The sequence below is a fragment of the Treponema berlinense genome (genome assembly GCF_900167025.1).
GTDB lineage: Bacteria > Spirochaetota > Spirochaetia > Treponematales > Treponemataceae > Treponema_D > Treponema_D berlinense.
Genome location: NZ_FUXC01000003.1, coordinates 176,298 through 197,874, shown reverse-complemented (window position 1 = coordinate 197,874; position 21,577 = coordinate 176,298). Strand labels below are relative to the sequence as shown.

The 21,577-nt window shown below is 41.0% G+C and carries 19 protein-coding genes and 1 rRNA gene; 7 read left to right on the top strand and 13 right to left on the bottom strand.

Features of this window, described 5'->3' with window-relative positions; all coding sequences use genetic code 11:
• The 4 genes from B5D47_RS04335 to B5D47_RS04320 form a co-directional block, all read right to left on the bottom strand.
• Nucleotides 1-137, bottom strand: a 16S ribosomal RNA gene (locus tag B5D47_RS04335); the annotation flags it as partial.
• 186 nt (nt 138-323) lie between these two features.
• Nucleotides 324-533 (bottom strand): hypothetical protein, encoded by a 210-nt coding sequence (locus B5D47_RS04330; protein ID WP_078930601.1) that lies wholly within the window; start codon nt 531-533, stop codon nt 324-326.
• Between the two features lie 53 nt (nt 534-586).
• Nucleotides 587-1,009, bottom strand: a complete 423-nt coding sequence (locus tag B5D47_RS04325; RefSeq protein WP_078930600.1) for a hypothetical protein — start codon at nt 1,007-1,009, stop codon at nt 587-589.
• Nucleotides 1,010-1,024: 15 nt separating this feature from the next.
• Nucleotides 1,025-1,678, bottom strand: coding sequence for a hypothetical protein (locus tag B5D47_RS04320; RefSeq protein WP_078930599.1), 654 nt, complete (start codon nt 1,676-1,678; stop codon nt 1,025-1,027).
• 497 nt (nt 1,679-2,175) lie between these two features.
• Between B5D47_RS04320 and B5D47_RS04315 the strand changes: the two genes are divergently transcribed.
• Both B5D47_RS04315 and B5D47_RS04310 read left to right on the top strand, forming a co-directional pair.
• Nucleotides 2,176-3,153, top strand: a complete 978-nt coding sequence (locus tag B5D47_RS04315) for a magnesium transporter CorA family protein (protein ID WP_078930598.1) — start codon at nt 2,176-2,178, stop codon at nt 3,151-3,153.
• A gap of 126 nt (nt 3,154-3,279) precedes the next feature.
• On the top strand, nt 3,280-4,359 hold the full coding sequence (locus tag B5D47_RS04310; RefSeq protein ID WP_234969895.1) for a formylglycine-generating enzyme family protein: 1,080 nt from the start codon (nt 3,280-3,282) through the stop codon (nt 4,357-4,359).
• 6 nt (nt 4,360-4,365) lie between these two features.
• On the opposite strand, the gene B5D47_RS04305 is transcribed toward B5D47_RS04310, so the two are convergent.
• Entirely contained in the window at nt 4,366-5,058 is a 693-nt protein-coding gene (locus B5D47_RS04305) for a metallophosphoesterase family protein (RefSeq protein ID WP_078930608.1), read from the bottom strand.
• 128 nt (nt 5,059-5,186) lie between these two features.
• Nucleotides 5,187-6,356: a histidinol-phosphate transaminase gene (gene hisC / locus B5D47_RS04300; protein ID WP_078930597.1), complete on the bottom strand. Its 1,170-nt coding sequence runs from the start codon at nt 6,354-6,356 to the stop codon at nt 5,187-5,189.
• Between the two features lie 255 nt (nt 6,357-6,611).
• Between hisC and B5D47_RS04295 the strand changes: the two genes are divergently transcribed.
• A complete protein-coding gene (locus B5D47_RS04295) occupies nt 6,612-8,564 on the top strand; it encodes a hypothetical protein (RefSeq protein WP_078930596.1) in 1,953 nt (650 codons plus the stop codon).
• 266 nt (nt 8,565-8,830) lie between these two features.
• Entirely contained in the window at nt 8,831-9,259 is a 429-nt protein-coding gene (locus B5D47_RS04285; protein ID WP_078930594.1) for a single-stranded DNA-binding protein, read from the top strand.
• A gap of 155 nt (nt 9,260-9,414) precedes the next feature.
• Here B5D47_RS04285 and B5D47_RS04280 read toward each other — a convergent pair whose 3' ends face one another.
• Nucleotides 9,415-11,769 (bottom strand): peptidase U32 family protein, encoded by a 2,355-nt coding sequence (locus B5D47_RS04280; RefSeq protein WP_078930593.1) that lies wholly within the window; start codon nt 11,767-11,769, stop codon nt 9,415-9,417.
• A 70-nt stretch (nt 11,770-11,839) separates the two neighbouring features.
• A complete protein-coding gene (locus B5D47_RS04275) occupies nt 11,840-12,946 on the bottom strand; it encodes a lipoprotein TP_1001-related protein (RefSeq protein WP_078930592.1) in 1,107 nt (368 codons plus the stop codon).
• A gap of 106 nt (nt 12,947-13,052) precedes the next feature.
• Between B5D47_RS04275 and B5D47_RS04270 the strand changes: the two genes are divergently transcribed.
• Nucleotides 13,053-13,658, top strand: a complete 606-nt coding sequence (locus tag B5D47_RS04270) for a glucosaminidase domain-containing protein (RefSeq protein ID WP_078930591.1) — start codon at nt 13,053-13,055, stop codon at nt 13,656-13,658.
• Nucleotides 13,659-13,825: 167 nt separating this feature from the next.
• Here the strand turns inward: B5D47_RS04270 and pyrH are convergent, their stop codons facing one another.
• From pyrH to cysS, 5 genes are read right to left on the bottom strand one after another with little or no spacing between them, the layout of a single operon-like run.
• Nucleotides 13,826-14,524 (bottom strand): UMP kinase, encoded by a 699-nt coding sequence (pyrH, locus tag B5D47_RS04265; RefSeq protein ID WP_078930590.1) that lies wholly within the window; start codon nt 14,522-14,524, stop codon nt 13,826-13,828.
• A gap of 58 nt (nt 14,525-14,582) precedes the next feature.
• Nucleotides 14,583-16,268, bottom strand: a complete 1,686-nt coding sequence (locus tag B5D47_RS04260) for a transglutaminase domain-containing protein (protein ID WP_078930589.1) — start codon at nt 16,266-16,268, stop codon at nt 14,583-14,585.
• Nucleotides 16,255-16,971, bottom strand: a complete 717-nt coding sequence (locus tag B5D47_RS04255) for an anti-sigma factor family protein (protein ID WP_143592604.1) — start codon at nt 16,969-16,971, stop codon at nt 16,255-16,257. Before B5D47_RS04255 ends, B5D47_RS04260 begins: the two co-directional genes overlap by 14 nt.
• A complete protein-coding gene (locus B5D47_RS04250) occupies nt 16,952-17,509 on the bottom strand; it encodes an RNA polymerase sigma factor (protein WP_078930587.1) in 558 nt (185 codons plus the stop codon). The genes B5D47_RS04255 and B5D47_RS04250 overlap by 20 nt, the downstream gene beginning before the upstream one ends.
• A 54-nt stretch (nt 17,510-17,563) precedes the next feature.
• Entirely contained in the window at nt 17,564-19,108 is a 1,545-nt protein-coding gene (cysS, locus tag B5D47_RS04245; RefSeq protein ID WP_078930586.1) for a cysteine--tRNA ligase, read from the bottom strand.
• Between the two features lie 177 nt (nt 19,109-19,285).
• On the opposite strand from cysS, the gene murB reads away from it, so the two are divergent.
• Both murB and B5D47_RS04235 read left to right on the top strand, forming a co-directional pair.
• Nucleotides 19,286-20,305, top strand: a complete 1,020-nt coding sequence (gene murB / locus B5D47_RS04240; protein WP_159443483.1) for a UDP-N-acetylmuramate dehydrogenase — start codon at nt 19,286-19,288, stop codon at nt 20,303-20,305.
• A gap of 71 nt (nt 20,306-20,376) precedes the next feature.
• A complete protein-coding gene (locus B5D47_RS04235) occupies nt 20,377-21,573 on the top strand; it encodes a Crp/Fnr family transcriptional regulator (protein ID WP_078930584.1) in 1,197 nt (398 codons plus the stop codon).
• The last annotated feature ends 4 nt before the right edge of the window (nt 21,574-21,577 follow it).

The window sequence follows — 21,577 nt, the reverse complement described above, 5'->3', positions numbered from 1 at the left end:
GTCCAAAAGGTATATCACCCACGTGTTACTCACCAGTCCGCCACTCTAGGCCGCCCGGAGGCGGCTTGCCGTCCGACTTGCATGCTTAAGACACGCCGCCAGCGTTTATTCTGAGCCAGGATCAAACTCTCCATGATTATTCTCAAACCCACAAGGGGTCAAGACTTACCATAAATCATCCGTCCCAACCAATAAATTGATAGGAACAGCCGGAACCTTCCGGTTCCGGCCTTCGTTTGCAGAACCGCTTCCGCGGTTCCGCCGGCATTCGTTCTATACTCGAAAAACTTTTCCACACGGACGGAAACCTAAGTCTCCGCCTGCTATCTTGTCTTTCCTTTTTCCTTCACTGATTTTCTTTTCAAAGAACTTACATCAACCGTCTTAACTGACGGTGAAAAAGATATTAACACAGACTCAACAAGTTTGTCAAGCGCTTCTGTTAATTTTTTTTTATTTTTTTTGAGGCTTTTTGTCCACCCTTTCGGGAGGCCGCTGCCTCGTTGCGGCGTGAGAAAGAATATATCACCCATGCCCGTTTTGTGTCAAGCGCTCTTTTCTCTTTTTTTGAATTTTTTTGATTTTTTTAACGGTACTCGGAATATGAGCCTGTTAAATCTTTCCAGCATGTTTTATCTGTAAAAAACACCCGCCTTAAATGGAGATTTTCGATATAAAAAGTCTCTTCTGTTTCTTCTATAAAGCTAAAATCTAAAACAAGTTTTATTTCTTTTGATTGCGCTGGCTCGATTTCTTCTACAACTTGAAATAAAAACTCTCCGGCAAACTCGTAAGAATCAATCTGCTCTTGAGTACAAACCGAAAATGAAATTTCAAAAGAAGATATTGTTTTTGAAGAAGTATTTTCAATCTTGAAAAAGGCTGTTTTATTTTCCGAAGTTTTTTCTATATTGAAATCAAGAAATCTGTATGGACTTTTTGCGGACAATGACATGCAAGAAAGGAGAAAAATAAAGTTGATAAAAAATGCTTTTTGTAGTTTTTTCATAAATTCTCACCTTTGCTAGAAATTTTTTGCGTTTTGTATTGAAAAATCGTTTTGTATAAAAGGCGAATAATTTTCTTCTGGAATAAAATCCGAAAAAAACGGCAGTAAAAAAGTTTTTGAATAGAAAATTTTTGAATAGGAACAAAAAAGCGAGAGCAAAGACGACGAAGCGACAATTCCTTTCTCAAAACCAATTGTTATAAAAAATCCGTTTCCTTTTGGAATAATAGAAAGAGAATCTGCGTGCCAAAACGCAATATTCTCGCAATACTCACAGGATTTTAAGGTCTGACGAAAACCAGATCCGCTTATAAAAAATTTTAGAATCTGGGAATTCTGCTCTGAAAAATCAAATTGAATTTTTGCACCGGAAGTTTCGAGCACATTTTGAAGAAGAGATTTAAATTCTTTTTGAGAAAAAGAATCCTCGTAAAAACTTGCAAATTCGTTTTTAACCTGAAAACTCGCCGCAAAAGCCTGTTTTTTTGAAGAATAAGAAACAGAACAGGCCTTGTCGAAAATAATTTCGTCCGGACGGCAGCCATAAAACGAAAAAGAGCAGATTCCGTTTTTCCAGCAAAACGATTCAATTTTTCCATTTTTTTCGTAAACACGCTGCAATATTAAGTCCGAAACTTCTGTAACTGACGGATAAGTTAAATTTTTCATTTTTGTTCCTCGTTAGTGTGGCAAGCCACGGATGGCGAGAATCGCAGTTTGAGAAAGCAACGCTTGAGCAAACTGCAATGATAAAAATTACAAGGATGTAATTTTTATCATCCTCCTTATGAAACTCCGCATTAGCGGCGAGCCATGGATGGCGAGAATCGCAGTTTGTGAAAGCAACGCTTGAACAAACTGCGATGATAAAAATTACAAGGATGTAATTTTTATCATCCTCATCTTATTTAATTGTCTTTAAACATAAAAAAACGACAATTTTTTTTGAAAAAAAAACAAAAAAATGGACAAGGGGGCGTAATGGCGTGCGGAGCACGTTGCAAAACGCAGTTTTGCAATGAAACCATGAAGCACCCGGTTTTTGCGAAGCAAAAATGGCCCCGGCTAAAAAAATTGTTTTTCTGTAAATTATCTGGCTTAAAAAATTAGAAAGTTGCCCGACTGCTAAAATTCGTGCTAAAATCGTTTGATTTGGTTTTAAGAAAATGATTACCTATTGGCAGCAAGAAAACGGACTTTTTGTAAAAAAAGACAGAAACAATTTAAATCTAAATGAAAGGGTTTGGGTTGACGCGCGAAACGTAACTTCAAAGGAAATTTCGATTCTTGAAAAGACTTACAATCTCGACCATGACCATGTTGTTGACTCGCTCGACCCGGACGAATTGCCGCGTATTGAGCAGGGTGAAGGTTATGTGCTTACAATTATGAGGCTCCCGGTTTTTTTGCCGAATTCTGAAGTCCGCTACCACACCGCTCCGATGGGCGCAATTATTTTTCAGAACACGATTATAACTCTCTGCTGGACTGACTGCGAAGTTTTGAAGGATTTGAGCGCAAACAGGATTAAAGACCTGAACATTGCTGATTTTCCGGCGTTTATTACGAGAATTTTGAGCCGTGCGGACACGATGTTTTTGCGGTATCTGAAAGAAATTAACAGAAGCACGAATTCGATTCAGCAGGAATTGCAGGAATCAATCGAAAATAATGAGCTTATCCAGCTTTTCAACCTTGAAAAATCGCTCATGTATTTTACGAGTTCTCTAAAAAGCAATCAGCTTTTGCTTGAAAAAATCCGGAAAACTAAAATTATAAAATTTGACGAAGAAGATCAGGACTGGCTTGATGACGTTGAAATCGACAACAGGCAGGCGATGGAAATGGCAAACACTTATTCGCAGACAATCACTGGAACAATGGATGCCTTTGCGTCCGTAATTTCAAACAATATGAATGCGGCGATGAAGCAGCTGACAGTTTTTTCGATTGCACTTATGCTGATTTCGTTCATTACAAGCTTTTGGGGAATGAATATAAGGCTTCCGTGGAGCAAAAGCGACAGCTGGACAGGTTTTATCGTAATATGCATAGGCTGTTTTGTGATTGCAACGAGTTCTTTTATCCTGATAAATTTTATGACAAAAATAAAAAAGAAAATCCGGCGCTGGAAAAATAAATAATCTTGACTGAAATATCTTTTGTCCAAAAAAAACACGCCGCGACAGGAAATCCTTCTCCGCCAAAAACAACAATATTTCTCAAAAAACAAACAGAACCGGCCGAAAATAACGATTGAGAGAAAAGATATGAAAAAATCAATTTGCGTAAAAAATATTTTTGCTGTTTTTTTGCTGGCTTTTTTTGCAGAATTTGGATTTTGCGAAGAAGCCGATTATGCAGAAAATAAAGCGTTAAAAACAAAAGAGACTTCGCTTTCCGAAAATGAAGAACCGGAGAAAAATTTGGACGAAGAAGAGTTTTCGTTTGCAGATCTCGACATGGTTGAGCTCGGTCCAAAAGACGGCGAAATGTATGACATCTACGTGATTGGCGACGGAAGCCAGTCTTTTACAGAAAAAAGATGGATCACGCCCTTTTTCATAAACCGAACGGAAACAACTTACGACCTTTGGTATTCGGTAAGAACAACCGCAGAAGAAAAAGGCTATGTATTTTTAAATCCCGGACAAGAAGGAAGCCGTGGAAAACGCGGTGCTCAGCCAACACGCTGGGGAAAATACGAGCCTGTCACCATGATAAGCTGGTACGATGTGGTAATCTGGTGCAACGCTTTTTCGGAAATCTACGGTTTGACGCCATGCTACTCGTTTGAAGGCAAAATTCTGCGCGATGCGACTGACACGACAAAACTGGATTTGTGTGAATGCGACTGGAACGCTGACGGTTTTAGGCTTCCTGCAGAAGAAGAATGGGAATATGCCGCAAGAAAAACAAAGGCAGGTTTTCAGGGAGGCGACATTATGAGCGGACAGGTCGACGAAAACGGTAAAACAGACCTTTCTGTTTTGGAAGACGAAATCGCCTGGACAGCAAACAATTCTTCGTTTACCCATACAGTCGGAACCGCAGGAACCCCATTTGAAACAAGAGCAAAACCAAAACCTGGAAGCGGAAATCCAAACGGAGCAGGAATTTTTGATATGAGTGGAAATGTCCTCGAATTTGTCTGGGACTGGTTTGGAAATTACAAATCAGTTGAAGCAGGCACAAGGGCGACAGGTCCAGTTGCAGGGAGCCAGAGAGTAAGCAGAGGCGGAAGCTGGTCGCTTTACACACCGTTTAATTGTGCCGGCGACCGCTACAGTTTTGACCCGAACGAAGTTTACGATTACTTCGGCTTCCGCCTTGCACAGTCAAAAAAATAATATTTTCTAGAGACTGCGCAATTCCGCCGACTTTACAACCCATTTTCCGTCTGTTTTTTCAAGTTCGGCAAGCGCATATTTTCCTTCCATAAGGGCGCCTGGATTTATGACGGTGGAATCTCCTATTTTGTCAATTCCGGCGCTTTCGTGAATATGTCCGGTCACAACAAGAACAGGCTGAGTGCTTTCGATAAATTCGCGCAGTTTCTGGCTTCCTACGTGAATATCTCCCGGAATAACGTCCGTTTTTGTGTCTTTAGGCGGATTGTGCATAATCAAAACAAGACTGCTGCATTTTCCGTCGTCATCAGCAATTTGCGAAAGAGAATTTTTTATTACATCAAAATCCTGAACAAGCTCTTCTTCGGTGCGTTCAAACGGAGTGTCGCCGCTAAATTTTGAGCCGCCACCGCTTCCGGCAATTACAAGTCCGTCCTTAAAAACCATGCTTTTTTGAACGCAAATATCCGCGTCTTCAATCTCAGAAATAAAATCCGGCTCGTCGCAGTTGCCGAGAACTGCAAAAATCGAGTCGCTGTTTTTTACAAGCGCTTCGAGCGCAGGTTTTCCAGTTTCCGGACAGTTAAATTTTGCAAAATCACCGCCAAAAAGAACAAGATCTGCATTTTTTGCCTGCTCAGAAAGTTTTTCGATATTTTCAACGTTTCCATGAGCATCAGAAATTATTAAAATTTTCATTTTTATCTCCTTTAAAAACACCGCGTTAGCGGCGAGCCAAGGATGGCGAGAATCACAGTTTGTGAAAGCAACGCTTGAGCAAACTGTAATGATAAAAATTACAAGGATGTAATTTTTATCGTGCCTCCTTAAATATTTTCCATTACGGCGCAAAGAGCCTTCATCTGCCCGTGAGTTCCGATTGTAATTCTCAAAAACTCTTCAATTCCCGGCGTATTAAAATGCCGGACCAAAATTCCTTCCTGTTTGATTTTTTTGTACGCTTCTTCGCCCAAAACGCCGTCTTTTTTGCAAAAAACAAAATTCGTCTGGCTGTCAAGGACAAACCAACCGTGCGCTCTCAAAAAGTCGATAAATTCATCCCTCTCAAAAGCAACACTTTTTGCACATTCAGCGTAATAGCCAGTGTCGCGGCAAGCAGCAATTCCAGCCTGCTGAGCCATAAAATCAACGGGAAAATGATTGAGCGAATTTTTTACAGTCGTAATATAATTTACAAGTTCTGGACTTGAGACAACATAGCCAAGCCTCAAACCGGCGCCGCAAAGCGATTTTGAAAAAGTCCGCACGATTACAAGGTTGTCAAATTCCGCAAGAAGAGGAATACAGCTTTCGCCGCCAAAATCCACATACGCCTCATCAACAACAAAAATTCTGTCTTTTGGGGCGGCTTTTATCATTTCGCGGACTTCGCTGCGGGAAAGTCCAAGAGAAGTCGGAGCGTTCGGATTTGCAAAAATAATCGAAGAATCATTTTCGTTTGCAGCTTCGAGCATTTTTTCTTTATTCAAAGTCCAGTCGCCGTTGAGCGGAATTTTTTTGAGCGGAATATTGTAAAATCCGCCATAAACCGGATAAAAAGAATAAGTGTGCTCCGGCAAAACAAGCTCACGGTCGCTGTCAAAAAAAGCATAAAAAACAAAGCTCAGAACTTCGTCAGAACCGTTTCCTGCATAAATCATATCAGGCGTAACTGTAAAAGGAATTTTATCAGCCGGACAAGGCTCAACTTTCGCACCGCTTCCATTTTTTTTGCCGCCACAAACCTTTGCACGGGCCAAAACTCCGCCGCAATCGTTGAGCATCGAAGCAATCGCCGTTTTTAATTCGTTGGAATCTGGATCCGGATAAAGCGCCATTTTTTTCGCATATTTTTTCGCCGCCTTTTCAACAGCCTTTGCAACAAGCGGACTTGGCGGATAAGGATTTTCGTTTGCATTGAGTTTTATGTAAGTCCTGTCCTTTGGCTGCTCCCCAGGAACATAAGGATGCAGATTTTTCATTCTTTCGGCAATCATTTTAATCTCCACAAAATCGTCAGATTTAAAAGTTGACTTTTATTTTATGCTCAAAAAACTTTTGTTTCAATTAAAAATCAAAAAAGCTATAAAAATCCTGGGGGCATCGTGCAAAGCACGACCGGGTCCTTGCGTTATAAAATTGCCCTGCAATTTTTCCGTTCAGCCACGCTTGCGCGTGTCCGAACCGTCTGTGCGGCTAACGGCCCCTTGCCCGGCAATGACAAAACCAAAATTTATTGATAGAATACTTTTATGGCTACGACTACTTCAATTATTGTCCTGTTAAAATTTTTTGCAGGCCGGCAGAACAATGCCGCTATAGACTTCGGGGAGTTTACAGAATATTTAAAACGCTACTCGGAACATCATCTTGAAGAGCAGCCTTCCCTTGTAAATTACATGACGGACACTGCAAACGTTCTTTTAAAAGAACTCGAAAAACTGTCAGCAAACCATCAGGTTTTAATTTTATCTCCTACTGCCGAAAAAAAAACCATCATCGTAATCGCTTTTTTTATCGAAAAATTTTCACAGCGCTACAAAGAAATTTTGGCTCAGCCAATGACGCCTTTTCCACAGGAATCTGACATTCCAAAAAAAATTCCGTCGGAAATTATAACGCGCAGAACCGGAGCGGAACTTTTAAACGAACTTTTGACAAAAGAAACCCTTTCTGACAAATATCTGTACGGACTTACAATGCCTCACGATATGCCGTCAATTCTTCTTCCTTCGCTGGTTTCTGTTCATACTCTCGCGGAATGTGCCGTTCAAAAACTGCGCACAATGCTCGCAAAAGAAGAGCATCACGATTATTTTATGAAAAAACTGACGGTTTCCAATCCTGGAAAAGAAATGACCGCCAAAAATATTTTTAACAGATTTGTTCAAAATGCAGATTCCTTGACATTGTTCAAAGAACCGGAAGATTCTTTCTATTTTTTGACGCAGCTTTTGTTTTTTATCCGTCAGGATTACGAAAAAGTAAAGGACTACACAGCGGAAGATATTGGAATTCTGCACGCAGTTTATATTCTCGAAATCATAGCAAACTACTACAAAACACGCGCCCAGGAAAATTCAAAAAAAGAAACCGCATTCAAAAATCTTGAGCAGCATCTTTCAAAACCGCCGTATTATTTTACGCTCGGAACAATTACAAAATTTACAAGTTCAAGCGGAGTTCCGCTTTTGGGACAATACAGCGAGGAAGAGCTCAAAAATTTTCTTCACACAAAAACAACGGAAAGCCTGGCAAACGATTTGCCGGAAATTCTTGTATTTAAAACAGAACTCGACAAACAGCCTTATTTTATCTACAAAAATAAGGTTATGCCGTTGATTATGAGGCTTTGCACAGACGCGCGCGCGGCAATCAGAGAAACAATCCGCAAAAACTGGTTTAAAGTCCTTAAGAATTTTGATGATTTGCCGGAAATGAAAGAGCAAAAAGCATTTGAAAAACGGCTCGAAAAAGAAGTTTCCGTGCAGTCGCCTGTTTTGTATGCTCTCTTAACCTCTTCATTTTTGCCGCTTATAAATTACGAAATGAACATGCAGCAGGACGAATCTGGACTTGAAGGCGGAAGAATTTCGCTTTTTGAAAACGGAAGACTCGTTCCTTATTCCGAAATTTTATTGATGAACAGGCAGGAACTTTTAACCGACACAAAAATTCTCCTTCCTGTCTGGTACACAATTCCTGTGATTTCGTGGATTATGAAATTGATAATGCGTCCGCCAAAATCAAAAAAGCAGAAGCCAGAAAAAACTTCTGCGCAGATTTATCGCGAACAGGAAGAAGAAAAAAGCAAGCACGACAAAATGGAAATGGCTCTTTCCAAAAAATCAATGGTTTCGAGAAAAGTCGCGCTCAGAGAATCCGCACGAAAACTGGAAGAAGAACTTGTTCCGTCAAGCTCAACACTGGACAGAGAGCTTCATTCTTATGAGCGTACGTGGAACAAACTTATTGGAAAAACAACCCACAACAACCTGACCGAAGACGTAAATTCTCTAATTAGAGATTACCTGCGAAAAGTTTTGCGGCATATAAAATCCGAAGGATTTAACAGAGAGCGAATTGAAAATCTTGCAGACACACTGGTAAAAACGCCGGCTTTGCAGAAAATTGGCGAAACAGATGCAATGCTTATGTATATTCAGCTTTATATTGTCAAACTCGTAAAAAATCTTCCGGCGTAGTTTTTAAGTTTATTGAAATTTTAAAGCCGGAATTTGCGGCAGGGATGGGAGTGGACGCAAAGCGTGTGCAAAGCACCGGCAGCCACGGACAGCCCGATTTTTACGAAGCAACGCGGAGTAAAAAGCCGCCCAACAAAAAAACTAAAAAATTATAATTTTTCTCAAAAAAAATGTGTAAATGTTGACATTCATTGCAAATATATAAGTGTACACAGTTTTGGGTTTTGCCCAAGCCGGCCGGAAACACTTTTTTACAGGAGATTCTTATGAATGCAATGAATCAGATTATTATTGAAGGCAACATTGTCCGTGCGCCAACTCACAAAGAAACGCCGAGAGGAACAAAAGTAACGACCGTTCCGATTGCCGTGAATCATTTTTACAAAGACAGTTCTGGCAGAGATGTCGATGAAGTTGGTTTTTACGAAGTAGAAACCTGGGGCGAAAAATTCAGCGCGCTTATGGCAAAATACGCTTTGCAGGGGCGCGGGGTGCGGATTGTCGGGCGCCTGAAGCAAGACCGGTGGAAAGATGAAAATGGCAAAAACCACTCGAAAGTTTTTATTGTGGCGGAACACGTTGATTTTAAGCCGATGAAAAAAAGCAATGTAAAGTCAGACGAAAATGCCGACGATGAAAAACGAAATCTAGCAATTGCAGCGCAAGGACTTGCTCAAGAAGAAAGTGTTTTTTAACAAAAATGCCGTGCCGTAAAGTGTAAGGTATGGATTTTTGACCGATTTTTTAATAAAGGTTGAAAATTTATACGGAACGGAACTGTTCAAAAAAGCGATAAAAACTTTTAGGACAGTTCCGTTCATTTTTTTAGATAAGTTGTTTTTTAGATAAATTATCTTTTTCCGCGTCCGCGAGGAGCAGAATATTTAGAAAAAGAATTTGATTTTTTTCTTTTGTCGCCGCCATTTTTTCCATAACCCGACGAAGAATTAAAATTTCCGTTTTTTCTGCCACCTCTGCCATAGCCGTTATAGCGTCCTGACGAAGCCATTTCTGCTTTTTCGGCGGCCTGTCTTTCGGCAGAGGCCTTGTAGGCTTCCATTTTTTCAGGATTATAAAAACCGTCTTTCCAGTTGAATCTTCCGGTTTCTGGAATCGGCTGAGATTTTATAATGCTGTTTACGACCATTTTGCATTCGGCGCGTGTTACTTTTGTGCGGCTAAAGTCAATCAAAATACGGCGGAATCCGTCTTTTTGAAGCTGGGCTGTCTTGTCGGTAATGCTGAACGGATTTTCTGGCATTACGACAGTTCCGTCCTGATTTGAAAGAACCTTGAACGGCATTTCTTTTTTGTCCCAGAAATACATAAAGTCGTAACTTTCAGGAAGCTTAAAGCGTATGCGGAAAAGAGCTGGATAAGCATAAACCGTAACCATAAGGCGGTCGCGGACATTACGTTCAAAAGTGTTGAGAATGTTCTCGCGGTTATTTTCGATTGGCGTTATAAAAGCGCCGATATTTTGATTTTCGAGCCAGCTTACAGCCCAGCGGTTAAACGTATAAAGGTAAGGACCTGCAATAAGATTTACGCCTTTTCCTTTGAGCATTTGAATTTCGGCAAGGTTATTTACTATGAAAGTTTTAAATCCATCCGCAATAAGGTGTTCAAGTGTTTCCGAAAGTTCCTGAGCAGATGCCTGAGGAACATACGGGTTGAGCGAAATTATAATCTGCTTTTTTGAGAATGGAAGTACAGTCTTGTGAGCCAAAAGGTCTGACTGAGTCTCAAAATTGAGTTCAAGGATTACGCGGATTGGAGACATGCTCTGAATCTGGAACATATCGGAAATCGTGCTGACTTGAACGTAAGTGCCTTCTGGAAAGTAAGAAAGTTCGTTCTTTGCGACAGGTGTCAAATCCAAAACAGGAAGGATTTCATCTCCCGGCTGACTGCGGAAACGGCTTATGTCCTGAGGAAGAACTCGAGGATAATGCTTTGACATAGATTTTGTCTGCAAAAGATAAACTTCGTCTTCCCGGCTAAATCCTCTCGGAATATCAATCCAACGTGAACCGTCGTCGTCAAATTCAACAGAGCGCACCTTGTGGCTTACACGCCCAGAATCGTCCTTTTTGTGAAGGCGGATCGAATCGCCCGGATCCGGATCGTAATTTCCACCAGCAAGCTGCGCCATAACAATCTGATAATCTTCAAAATCGGCATTTGGACCTGCGGCAAGACGTGCTTTTTCTTTTGCTTCGTCACTTGCAGCACGAATTTTTGAAATACGGCCAAGATAAATTCCTGTTCCTCCAGCCTGGTTTGGATTTAAGATTGCGCTGCCAGCTTTTTCAACACCTTCTTCGTTTGTCTTAAAATTATACCAGTAAGTTGTTTTTGAACGGGCAAAGTCTGTGCTCAACATTCGTTTTGCAGCAGCAACAGCACCTTTTCTGTCTTCCTGATAATGATCCATAAGATAGCGATATGCGGCGGTTACGGCGCCAACGTATTCGGCACTTTTCATTCGTCCTTCGATTTTGAAAGACTCAACGCCTATATCCATAAGATCTGGAATTTTTTCGATTAACTGAAGGTCGCCCGGAGAAAAATAATATCCCTGTTTTTGACCGGAAGCGGTCTCGGCAGTGTAAAAACGGCGGCAGGCCTGAGTACACATTCCGCGGTTTGCTGATTTTCCGCCGAGGAAACTTGAAAAAAGACAGAGTCCGCTTTCGCTTACGCACAAAGCGCCGTGGACAAACATTTCGATTTCGCAAGTTGTATTCTGCTTAATTTGGCGGACTTCTTCGAGACCGAGCTCGCGAGCAACAACAACGCGAGAAAGGCCGGCTTTTTGCAGTAAATTTACACCGTCTGCGCTTTCAACGTTGATTTGAGTTGAACCATGAAGCTCAAGATTCGGAAAGAACTCCTGGCACATTCTTAAAACACCATAATCCTGAACGATAAGACCGTCTGGACCAATTTTATTGAGATAACTTAAAAAGCGGTAAAGTCTTTCTGTTTCTTCTTCCTGACTGACAGTATTTACAGTCACGTAGATCTTTTTGCCTTGACGATGAAGAGAATTTACAGTTGCTTCAAACTGATTCCACGCAAAATTTGAAGAACGAAGACGGGCATTAAAACTTTTAAGCCCAAGATAAACAGCATCTGCTCCTTCGCCAATTGCGGCGTCGAGAGCTTCAATATTTCCTGCTGGAGCTAATAATTCTGACATACCGCAATAGTAGCACAATTTTTAATTTTTTGTCACGGGAAGAGAATTTTTGTAAAGAATTTTATTTTACTTAAAAAATAGTTTTTTCATATCTTTTTTCACTGTTTTTTGCTCCGGGAGTCGCGCCTTCCACTAAAGACCAGTCTTCAGTTCCGGTTTCTATTACGCTCTGATCGTCAATGTCATTTTCAGACGAATACTCTTCTGTCAGTTTTTCAATATTCATTCTGCACATTGTCCTTGTAAGGCTGATTCCATCGGCTACTGTGGCATTTTTTGGTTCATATCCATCTTTCCAAATCCCGCTTTCGTAGGCTTCGAGCGCCAAAGACTTTTGTCCGGCATAATACCACGACTGTTTTCCTGCAGCACTGAATAAAACCGCATCTTGCAGCATATTACGGCAACTGTCACGAATCACAATTACGTCGCTGTCGCTTATTCGGCTTTCTTTTCCTTCAACCCATAAATCGCGCGAATTTGAACTGTCGGTTCCTGTGCTCAAAGAAAGATTTTTTCCCAGTTCGTCAATGCACTCGCCCTCGTCTACCGTTCTAAAATGAACTACAATATATTCGCCTTTTTTTACGTTTATGTCAGGAAAAACATATTTTTTACTTTCGCCGTCGCTTCCTGTGACAATTTCAAGTCCGGCCGTACTTCCCTCTTTTAGAACATAAACTTCGACAAATTCGCATTTTTTTAAGACTCCTTTGCTCGTACTGTGTTTTGAACGGATTTCTGACAGAACAAGCCTTGCCGGTTTTTCGTTGAATCCTGTAAACGGCAGGCTGAATGTAAGTTCGTTTCCTGAGCCGTCCTTTATAGAACCGCTAAAAACATAATTCACTCCGACCAAAGTCGGCTCCTTAAGAGAAAAATTTATTCTTTTTCCGTCATCAAAATACTGAGCATCAACAGTTTCTTCGATATATTCTCCGTCATCCGATTTTATCTGGACTTTTTGAACAAAAACCTTTTGTGAACAAAGCATGACAAGGTTCGAATTGTCTTCTACAAAAAAAGAAAGGATTTTGGGAACTGGCATTTCTGCCGAAATAATCTCGATTCCTTCTTCTGTAACACGGCACGACAGCGGAAAACAGGCGACAAAAACTGTCAACGAACTAAGAAATAAAACTGTCAAAACCATCCTGAAAAAGTGCTTAAAATTCATTTTTTCCTCCAATTTTTGCTTTTACTATATATATGGCTCTAAAAATCAACTTTTACACATTTTTTTGAAAATTTCAGGATTTTTTAGTTTTTTCCGATACTTGAATATGTTTAAACGTAAAATTTCTAAATTTCTTTTCTGGGGAATCGCCACTCTTTTCTTTTCAGTCGTATTTTTTTCCTGTATTTCTCCGGGCATAAAAGAAGAAAAATCCTGCTCGAGAAAATTGCTCGCAGACGGAATTAAAAATGAAAATCAACTTGCTGAATTTTTTCTTTCGGAAAATCCAAATATTCCTCTGCAAAAAGTAAAAAGCCTTGCAAAAGATTATATCCAGGAAGCAAAAGCTGAAGGAATTAACAGCGACGTTGCCTTTGTGCAGATGTGCCTTGAAACAGGATTTTTAAGATTCGGGAATCTTGTAAAAAGTGAATGGCACAATTACTGCGGTTTAGGGGCAATTGACTCTTCCAAACCAGGAGAAAAATTTCCAGACCAGCAAACAGGAGTGCGCGCACATATCCAGCATTTGCAGGCCTATGCAACGACAGAAGACGTAAAGCTAAAAAAAGCGCTTGTAGATCCGCGATACAACTGGGTACACAAGACAAAACTTGCATATTCGGTATTTGACCTTGCAGGAACCTGGGCAACTGACAAAAACTACGGAACAAAACTGGACGCTCTTTTAGCAAGACTTGAACAATTTTAATGCGAAAAAATGCATCTTGCGCCGGACACGACGGGCTTTAGTTGACGGCTGCGCCGGCAATGAGCGGTCAGCGAACCCAAAGCGGCCGGTTATAAAGAATTGAAGGACGCAGACAAAAAAGGCGGCATTTTTATGCAAAATGTCGCCCTTATTTTATTTTTTAATTTTTATCCGCGGATTGTTGTTCCAACATAATTTTTGTCTTCGAGAATCGCCTTTATGTTCTCAAGATTTTTTCCGCCGGCACAAATTACTGTAAGACCAAGCGACTGCGCTTTTTTTGAAGCAATCGGGTCAAAAGGACAATTTTTGCCAGGAGTCCACTCGTCGCCGACAATTTTTCTAAAATCTGCCCAGGAAATTTCGTCAATTGGAGTTGCGTCCGGGTTTTTGCGAGGATCGTCTGTATAAACTTTTTCGATATTGCTCAAATTTACGACTGTCTTTGCGCCGAATTTTTCTGCAAGAAGTACTGCGTCGTTGTCGGTCGAAAAACCTGGTTTCCAGCCTGCCGCAAGCAAAACTGAACCTGTGAATTCTTCTGCAACTGTAGGATCGGTCACAACCGCTTCGCGGCATAAGTCGCCAAAACTTGCCTTTACAAACTGCGCGTTGAGCCTTGTTGCCATAATTCCAATCCAGTCAGCCGCTTCTGTTGAGCTGTCCGGAGAAGTTTCTGTTACTGCGCGGAATGCATTTTGATAAATTCGTGCCGGACCGCCACCGCCGACTACAAAAATCAGTTTATCTTCCTTGTGTTCCGCAAGATACTGTTTGATGAGCGAAACAAATTTTTTTACGAATTCAACATCAGGTCCTTCTGGAGCTACAATCGAGCCTCCAACCGACAAAACTTTTACAGACATTTTGTCCTCCACAAATTTTTTATGAAACCTCTAAAAACCGAAATTCTTAGAGATGCACTTAATATACTCCGGCAATTACCGGTTCATTCCACAGAGAACTGTAGTTTACGGTTCCTGCAGAAGATTCTTCCCAAATTGACTGAACTGCGAAAGTTCTGTCGCGGCTTACAATGTGTCCGCCAGAAAGTGTCGGCTTAACTTCGTTGTATCCGCGCGAAAAAATAATGTGCTGGCTGTCGATATTGCCAAAATAAAAAGTCTTAGGATCTTCAACATTTTTAAACGATTTATATTCAAGTCCAGAGCCAAGGGCAATGTCGACCGGAATCCAGCCAAAATTTTCTATGTAAAACTCGCTCCACCAGTGCGAAAAAGCCCGCATATCAGAATCGACAAGAATTCCGGCAACAGGAAGGCATGGAATTTTTAAGGCGCGCAAAAGTGTCGTGTAGACAATTGCAAAGTCGTAAGAATCGCCTTTTTTGTCTTCGAGCAAGTCTTTTACTTCCGAGCCTGGTTTTCTGAGTTTTTTTGTAACCGCAAAGTTTTCAAGCATATATTCGTAAATCATCTTTGCCTGAAGATACGGATTTGTTTCTTTTTTGACGATTTTTTTTGCAAGGCCGACAAAATCTTCATCTTCCGAAGCAATAACTTCATCCGGTTTTGTAAATGCCGTGTAAAGAACCCGCGATTTTGCGGCAAAAGGTTTTACATTTTTTACGTTAACCTTGGTTTGAACCGCGTAATCTTCAACAACAAAATTATGAGTAAAAGTAAGTTTTTTTGAAGACGTTTTTGAAAGTTCAGTTTGATGAATTACCGTGTCCTGATAATTTTCAAAAACCGGCTCAGGAGCACATTCCGTCATCTGAACAAAAGGCTGCCGTGAGTTTTTTACAGGCCGCGGAACGTGCAGAGAAAGTGTCGTATTTGATTTTGAATTTATGTCGTCTATATCTGTGTTTAGGTGAATTAAATATGTTTTTTTGTCAGAATATTTTTTTGTTCCGAGCGTAGATTTTAAATTTACCCCTGCATAATTGCTCGTTCCTTTTTCTGTCTGAACGTAAATGTGTCCGCTGGCAGCGCCGTTTGGAACTCTTACGTGAATTTCGCTGTTGCTCCAATATTCGTAGTCGTAATCTTCGCCGGCCGCTTCGATAAAGGCAATGTCGTCGGAAGAAGTCGAATTTTCAGGCAAATTTGCCGTAAAGAAGATTTTTGAATTGCTGCGGACTGTTCCAAAATTTGTTCCGCTCAAAACAAGCAGCTGCCCTACAAAAGCTGATTCTGGAGAAACTGAAGAAATTACAGGCATTGTTGTTTTTGTATCTGGCGGAACTTCGACAGGAATTCCTGCCTCATTTGCAAAAAATCCAGGTTTTGACTGTCCGGCTTTTGTTGAAACAATTACAAGCCCGTCCTGAACATTTGACGGCAAAATGAGTTTTATGTGTTCGTCTGTCCATTCAAGATAGCCAGAGGCCGTAATTCTTGAACCGCCGACTTCTACAAAGTCAGAAGAATTTTTTAGGCTGCCAAAATTTCGCCCCGCAATTACCATAACGTCACCAGGAGAACCTACGGACGGAACAATAGAATCAATCTGCGGAATTTTTCTGGCCTGATATGTTATGATAGAAACAAAACCAAGGACAAAAAGAATTGCAAAAATTATCGAACAAGTTCTGAATAAAGGATATTTTCTAAAAAGAACTGAAAATTTTTCAGCGATTTTCAATTTTTTCTGCCTTCCTCATTGGAATAGTTTGCATACGTGGAACTTCTATTCTAACAGAGACGGACGAATTGTTAAAGTCCGGGCGAAAAACATCAATATCGTTAAAACTGTCATTCAAATTTGAAGCAAGGCTTGTAGCCGAAACAACCTTCTGGTTTGGATTTAGAACCTGCAAATCGGCATTTTCTTCTTTTGATTCAGTTTTTTCTTCAATCTGTTTGGCAGAACTGAGAGCCGTAGAAATTTTTAAGCTGTCTAAATTTCCATCAACTACAACCCTGCTTTCTTGTATCGGCTTTATCTGGGTTCGGGCAATGGCAGTAAGTTCTTTCTGTTCTTTTGAATTTGATTTTAAACTGAGCGGAGTTACAATAACCGCAAAAACCGCGGCAGCAGCCGCAAAACCGCTCACCCATTTTATGTACGGCCGAATAATGTATGACTTTTCGCAGCGCTCAGCTGTTTCCTTAAAGCGCATCTTTGTCTGGAGGCGGGCAAAACTCTGATCAAGATAGGTCTGGTCAAGTTTTACAGAAAGAGCATCTTCCCTAAAAGGAACAGAAACCTTTTTAAGTTTTTCGAGCTCGGCCTGACATTTTTCGCAACCTGCAACATGGGTTTCGTATTCCTTTAAAAATTCTTCCGGGAGTTCGCCATCGAGATAAATTGAATGAAGATCTTTTTCAGGACAAGTAGACATCATCGCCTCCAATGAGTTTTTCCAGTTGTTCTCGGGCACGGAACATGCGAATTTTTACATTTCCTTCCGTAATTCCCAAAACTTTTCCGATTTCTTTATAATTCAAATCTCCGTATTCACGAAGAATGATTACCTCTTTTAATGTTTTAGGCAGTTTTTTCAAGGCGGCAAGCGCGATTTTTTGAGTTTCCTGCCTTAACAAATCTGTTTCGCCGGAAGTCTGTTGACGTCTGTCTTCGTAAAGAGCCTTTTTATAAGCAGTTCTTTCTCTTTTTTTACGGAGCGCATAATTCAGCGAAGCATTTTTTACTACCCTTATAAGCCAGAATTTTGCGTCGTTCATTGTAGGAAACGACATTTTTTTCTCGCTGGCCTTTATGTAAGAATCGTGAACAATGTCTTCCGCTGCATCTTCATCATTTACAATACGCCACGAAACTTTAAAGAGAAGAATCATAGTTTCATTGTAAATGCGGCGAAAATCCGCGGAGTTTGCAGCATTCAACGGTTTTTCACTGGCTTCCACATTATTAGAAATCATCTTTGCCTCAAAAAGTTACAGGAAAAATAAGAAAAATCTTATTTTCAGTTTATTTTAATTTCGTTTCCAGGTTGGTCCCTGCGGCGTGTCTATAATTGTAATTCCGCGGGCTGCAAGGTCGTTGCGGATCTGGTCGGCTTTTGCAAAATCCTTTGCTTTTTTTGCCGCAGTGCGTTCTTCAACAAGAGCAGTAATCTCTGCAGCTTCGCTGTCGCCTGCGTGGTCGTCCAAATGCGCAGATGATTCTTTTTCGAGTTTTTTTGCAACTTCGATTGCGTTTTCAATCACTTTGAGCGAAAGAACTTTGTCCATCGTAAAAATATCGGCAAGACAGTCAACTGCAGCCCGGCCTTTTCCGTTTGTTTCTTTCTGCATTGCTGCCATTGCAACTGGAGTCAAAAGGTCGTTTTCGAGGCCTTCGCGGAATTTTTTAAGATTTTCGCTTTCGCCGTCCTTGTGCAATTTTTCGGCGATAGAGGCGAGTTTTTCGGCAAAATTTTCTTTTGTAAGTTCCAGTCCTTCATCTTTTGCTTTTAGAATAAGTTTGGCAACGCGTTCATTCAAAGCCGCGCGTCCATTTTTTGCACCGTCCATCGCGTCCCAAGAAAAATAAATCTGCTTGCGGTAGTGTCCGCCCAAAAGAAAAAATCTGTAGTCGAGGGCGTCATAACCTTTGTCCAGAAGAGTCTGCAACCGTAAGAAATTTCCAGAAGACTTCGACATTTTGTTTCCGCCTTCGATTACCAGAAATTCATTATGAAGCCAGTATTTTACCCACGGACCTTCAGCCCTTTCTTCAGCCGAAAAACTTCCTTCTGACTGCGCAATTTCGTTTGTGTGGTGGACAGGAATGTGGTCAACTCCGCCAGTGTGAATGTCGATGTGCTTTCCAAGATATTTCATACTCATAGCCGAACACTCAATATGCCAGCCAGGATAACCGCGTCCCCACGGACTGTCCCAAGTCATCGCCTGATTTTCAAATTTTGATTTTGTAAACCATAAAACAAAGTCGCCCGGATTTCGTTTATTTTCGTCGATAATCGAAAGCTTGCGTCTTCCGGCGCCTGCCTTTAATTCGTCAAGATTTAAATTTGCGAGATCTCCGTAACCAGGAAAAGTCGAAATGTCAAAATAAAGGTTTCCGCCGGCAGTATAAGTGTGGCCGTTAGCTTCGATTTTTTTTATAAGCTCAATCATATCCGAAATATGCTCGGTCGCCTTGCAGATAACATCAGGATGGCGAATATTGAGCGCGTCAATGTCGGACATAAAAGCGTCCGTGTAAAATTTTGCAACGTCGAGAACGCTCTGATGGCGCTCTTCAGCAGTTTTTACCATTTTATCTTCGCCGTCGTCAGCATCTCCTGTCAAATGACCAACGTCCGTAATATTCATGACATGCTTAATGTCGTAACCCAAATAAGTCAAAGTTTTGTCCAGAATATCCAGAAAAACGTAAGCGCGAAGGTTTCCAATGTGGGCGTAGTTGTAAACTGTCGGTCCGCAGCCATAAAAACCGACATATTTTTTATTCGGATCAACAGGAACAAATTCTTCCATTTTGCGACCCATTGTGTTAAAAAGTCTAAGTGCCATATTTTTCTCCAGAAAACTTAATTTATGTATTTGGTGTTGTGGTTTTGCAACAGACCGAAAACTCAAATTTTCACATATATACTAAAACAATTGAGATTTCTATTCAATTATTGCGAAAAAACAATAAATATCAAAACGCTCATAGTTTGCACGGCTTTTTTCTGCTATAATTTTTTTATGAAAAATCTTGCTTTTAAGGATATTCTTTTAAAAAATAATTTTTTTGGCGAAATAAAAACCGGCGAGCTTCTTGCAGGCCACAGTTCTATGCACGTCGGCGGCAGAGCGGAACTTTTTTTGGAACCTTTTGACGAAAAAAGCCTCATTTTAGCTTTAGATGCTGCCGCCAGTTGCGGTTTAAAATATTTTTTGGCTGGCGGTGGAAGCAATGTTGTTTTTCCGGATGAAGGACTTAATCTTGTTATTTGCACAAGAAAACTCGGAAAAGACGAATCTGTACAACTTTTAGAAAACGACAGAATTGTTTGTTCTGCAGGAACAGGCTGGGGTTCTGTCCTTAATTTTTGCAAAAAAAACAACCTTGGCGGATTAGAAGCTTTTACTGCGCTGAGCGGAACTACAGGCGGAGCTGTTTTTATGAACGCCTGCTGCTTTGGTCTTGCAGCCTCTGACAGGCTTTTAAGCGTAAGATATTTTGACACTCAAAAAAACAAGATTTTGACTTATAAAACTGAAAAAAACGACTGGGATTATAAAAAATCGCCTTTCCAGCCCTGCAAAAAAATGCAAAAAGGGGGCGTTGCGGGGGATTTTCCCCCGCTCGAAGGGGAAGCGGAAAACGCGGAAGCGGTTGGAGCGGGGGGAAGGCTTTCCCCTTCTTCTAAAAAAATAATTCTTTCGGCGGAATTTTCAGTAACTTCGGGTTTTGACGACGAACTTTCCTTGCAGGTAAAACAAAAACGCTCTGAACTCGGGCATTTTCGCGCTCCAAGCTGTGGCTCGGCCTTTAAAAACGACCCGGAACGCAAAATTGTCGCTGGAAAACTGATTGATGAATGCGGTTTTAAGGGATTTTCGGTCGGTGGTGCTCAAATTGCGCCCTGGCACGCGAATTTTATTATAAATCCGGAGCAAAAAGCGCGTTCGGCTGATATTCTGGAACTCGTGGAAATTGTACAGGAAGCTGTCCTTAAAAAACAGGGAGTTTTTCTTGAACCGGAAATAATTTTTGCCTGATTTTTGATTTTTCAAGGCTTACAAATTCCGTATTATCCATTATAATTTTTGATTAAGAAGCGGGGAAAATCGTGATTCAGTTACAGTTCGTAAATTTTAAGCAGGGTTCGTATATCACAGTCGAAGGACGTCCTCAGAATAATATTTTTTATATTATTCAATGCGGAAATGTGCGCGTTCATAGAGGGGATTCGATTCCCGGTCAAAAAGAGGAAATGCTCGGTCCTGGAGACTTTATCGGCGTAATTTCCTGCATGTCGAACCATTCGCAGATGGACACGGTGCTTGCGCTTACTGACGTTGTCTGCATTTCTGTCCGCCGCGAACAATATCCTGAACTTATCGAAAAAAACACTCCTGTAGCCATGAAAATTATCCGCACTTTTGCAAACAGAATGCGGCTTTTGAACGACACACTCGTTCTTGCAACCTTAAATAATTCAGCTTCTCAAAGTCCTGAACAGATTTACAGGGTCGCTTCTTATTACGACAAGATGAATAAACCGAGCATCGCCGTTTTTGCTTATTATCAGTATGTAAAGGCCAATCCGGCTGGAATAAATGTTCTTCTCGCAAAAACCAGATTCAACGCATTAAGAGCTAAAAGCAGGGCTGTTTATTTTGAATCGAATCAGGATTTGCTCAGAAAATACCCGAAAGACACGATGATCATGTCTGAACAGCAAAGCGGAGCCGACATGTTCATAATTCAGTCGGGACGCGTAAAAATCTCAAAGGTTGTCGACGGTTCGGAAGTTACGCTTGCAATCCTGAAAAAAGGCGACATGTTTGGCGAAATGGCCCTTCTCGAAAACAAACCTCGCTCCGCCTGCGCAATTGCCGAAGAAGATTGCACACTTATGACCGTAAACCGCTCGAACTTTGACCAGATGGTTCAAACCCAGCCGCAGCTTATTGCAAGACTTACAACAACCTTGGCAGAAAGGCTTTTTCAGACGCAAAGGCAGCTTTTGAACAGCCAGATTCGCGACCCAATCAGCAAGATGACCGATATGCTCGCTCTCCAGATTGAAAAAGCGCGGGTTGCAATCGATCCAAAAAACAAAACTTCGTATCAGACAGATTTAACTCCTTTGGATATTGCCGCTATGTGCGGACTTAGCCAGGACGAAAAAAACATCTTTGTTCCGAAATTTTCACTTTCGCCGGTTATAAAACTTTCGCCGGAAAACAAAATCTTTGTTCCAGACTGTCTTGAACTTATAAAACAAAGTGCCTTTATCCGAAAACAGCACAAGGAACGTTAGTTTT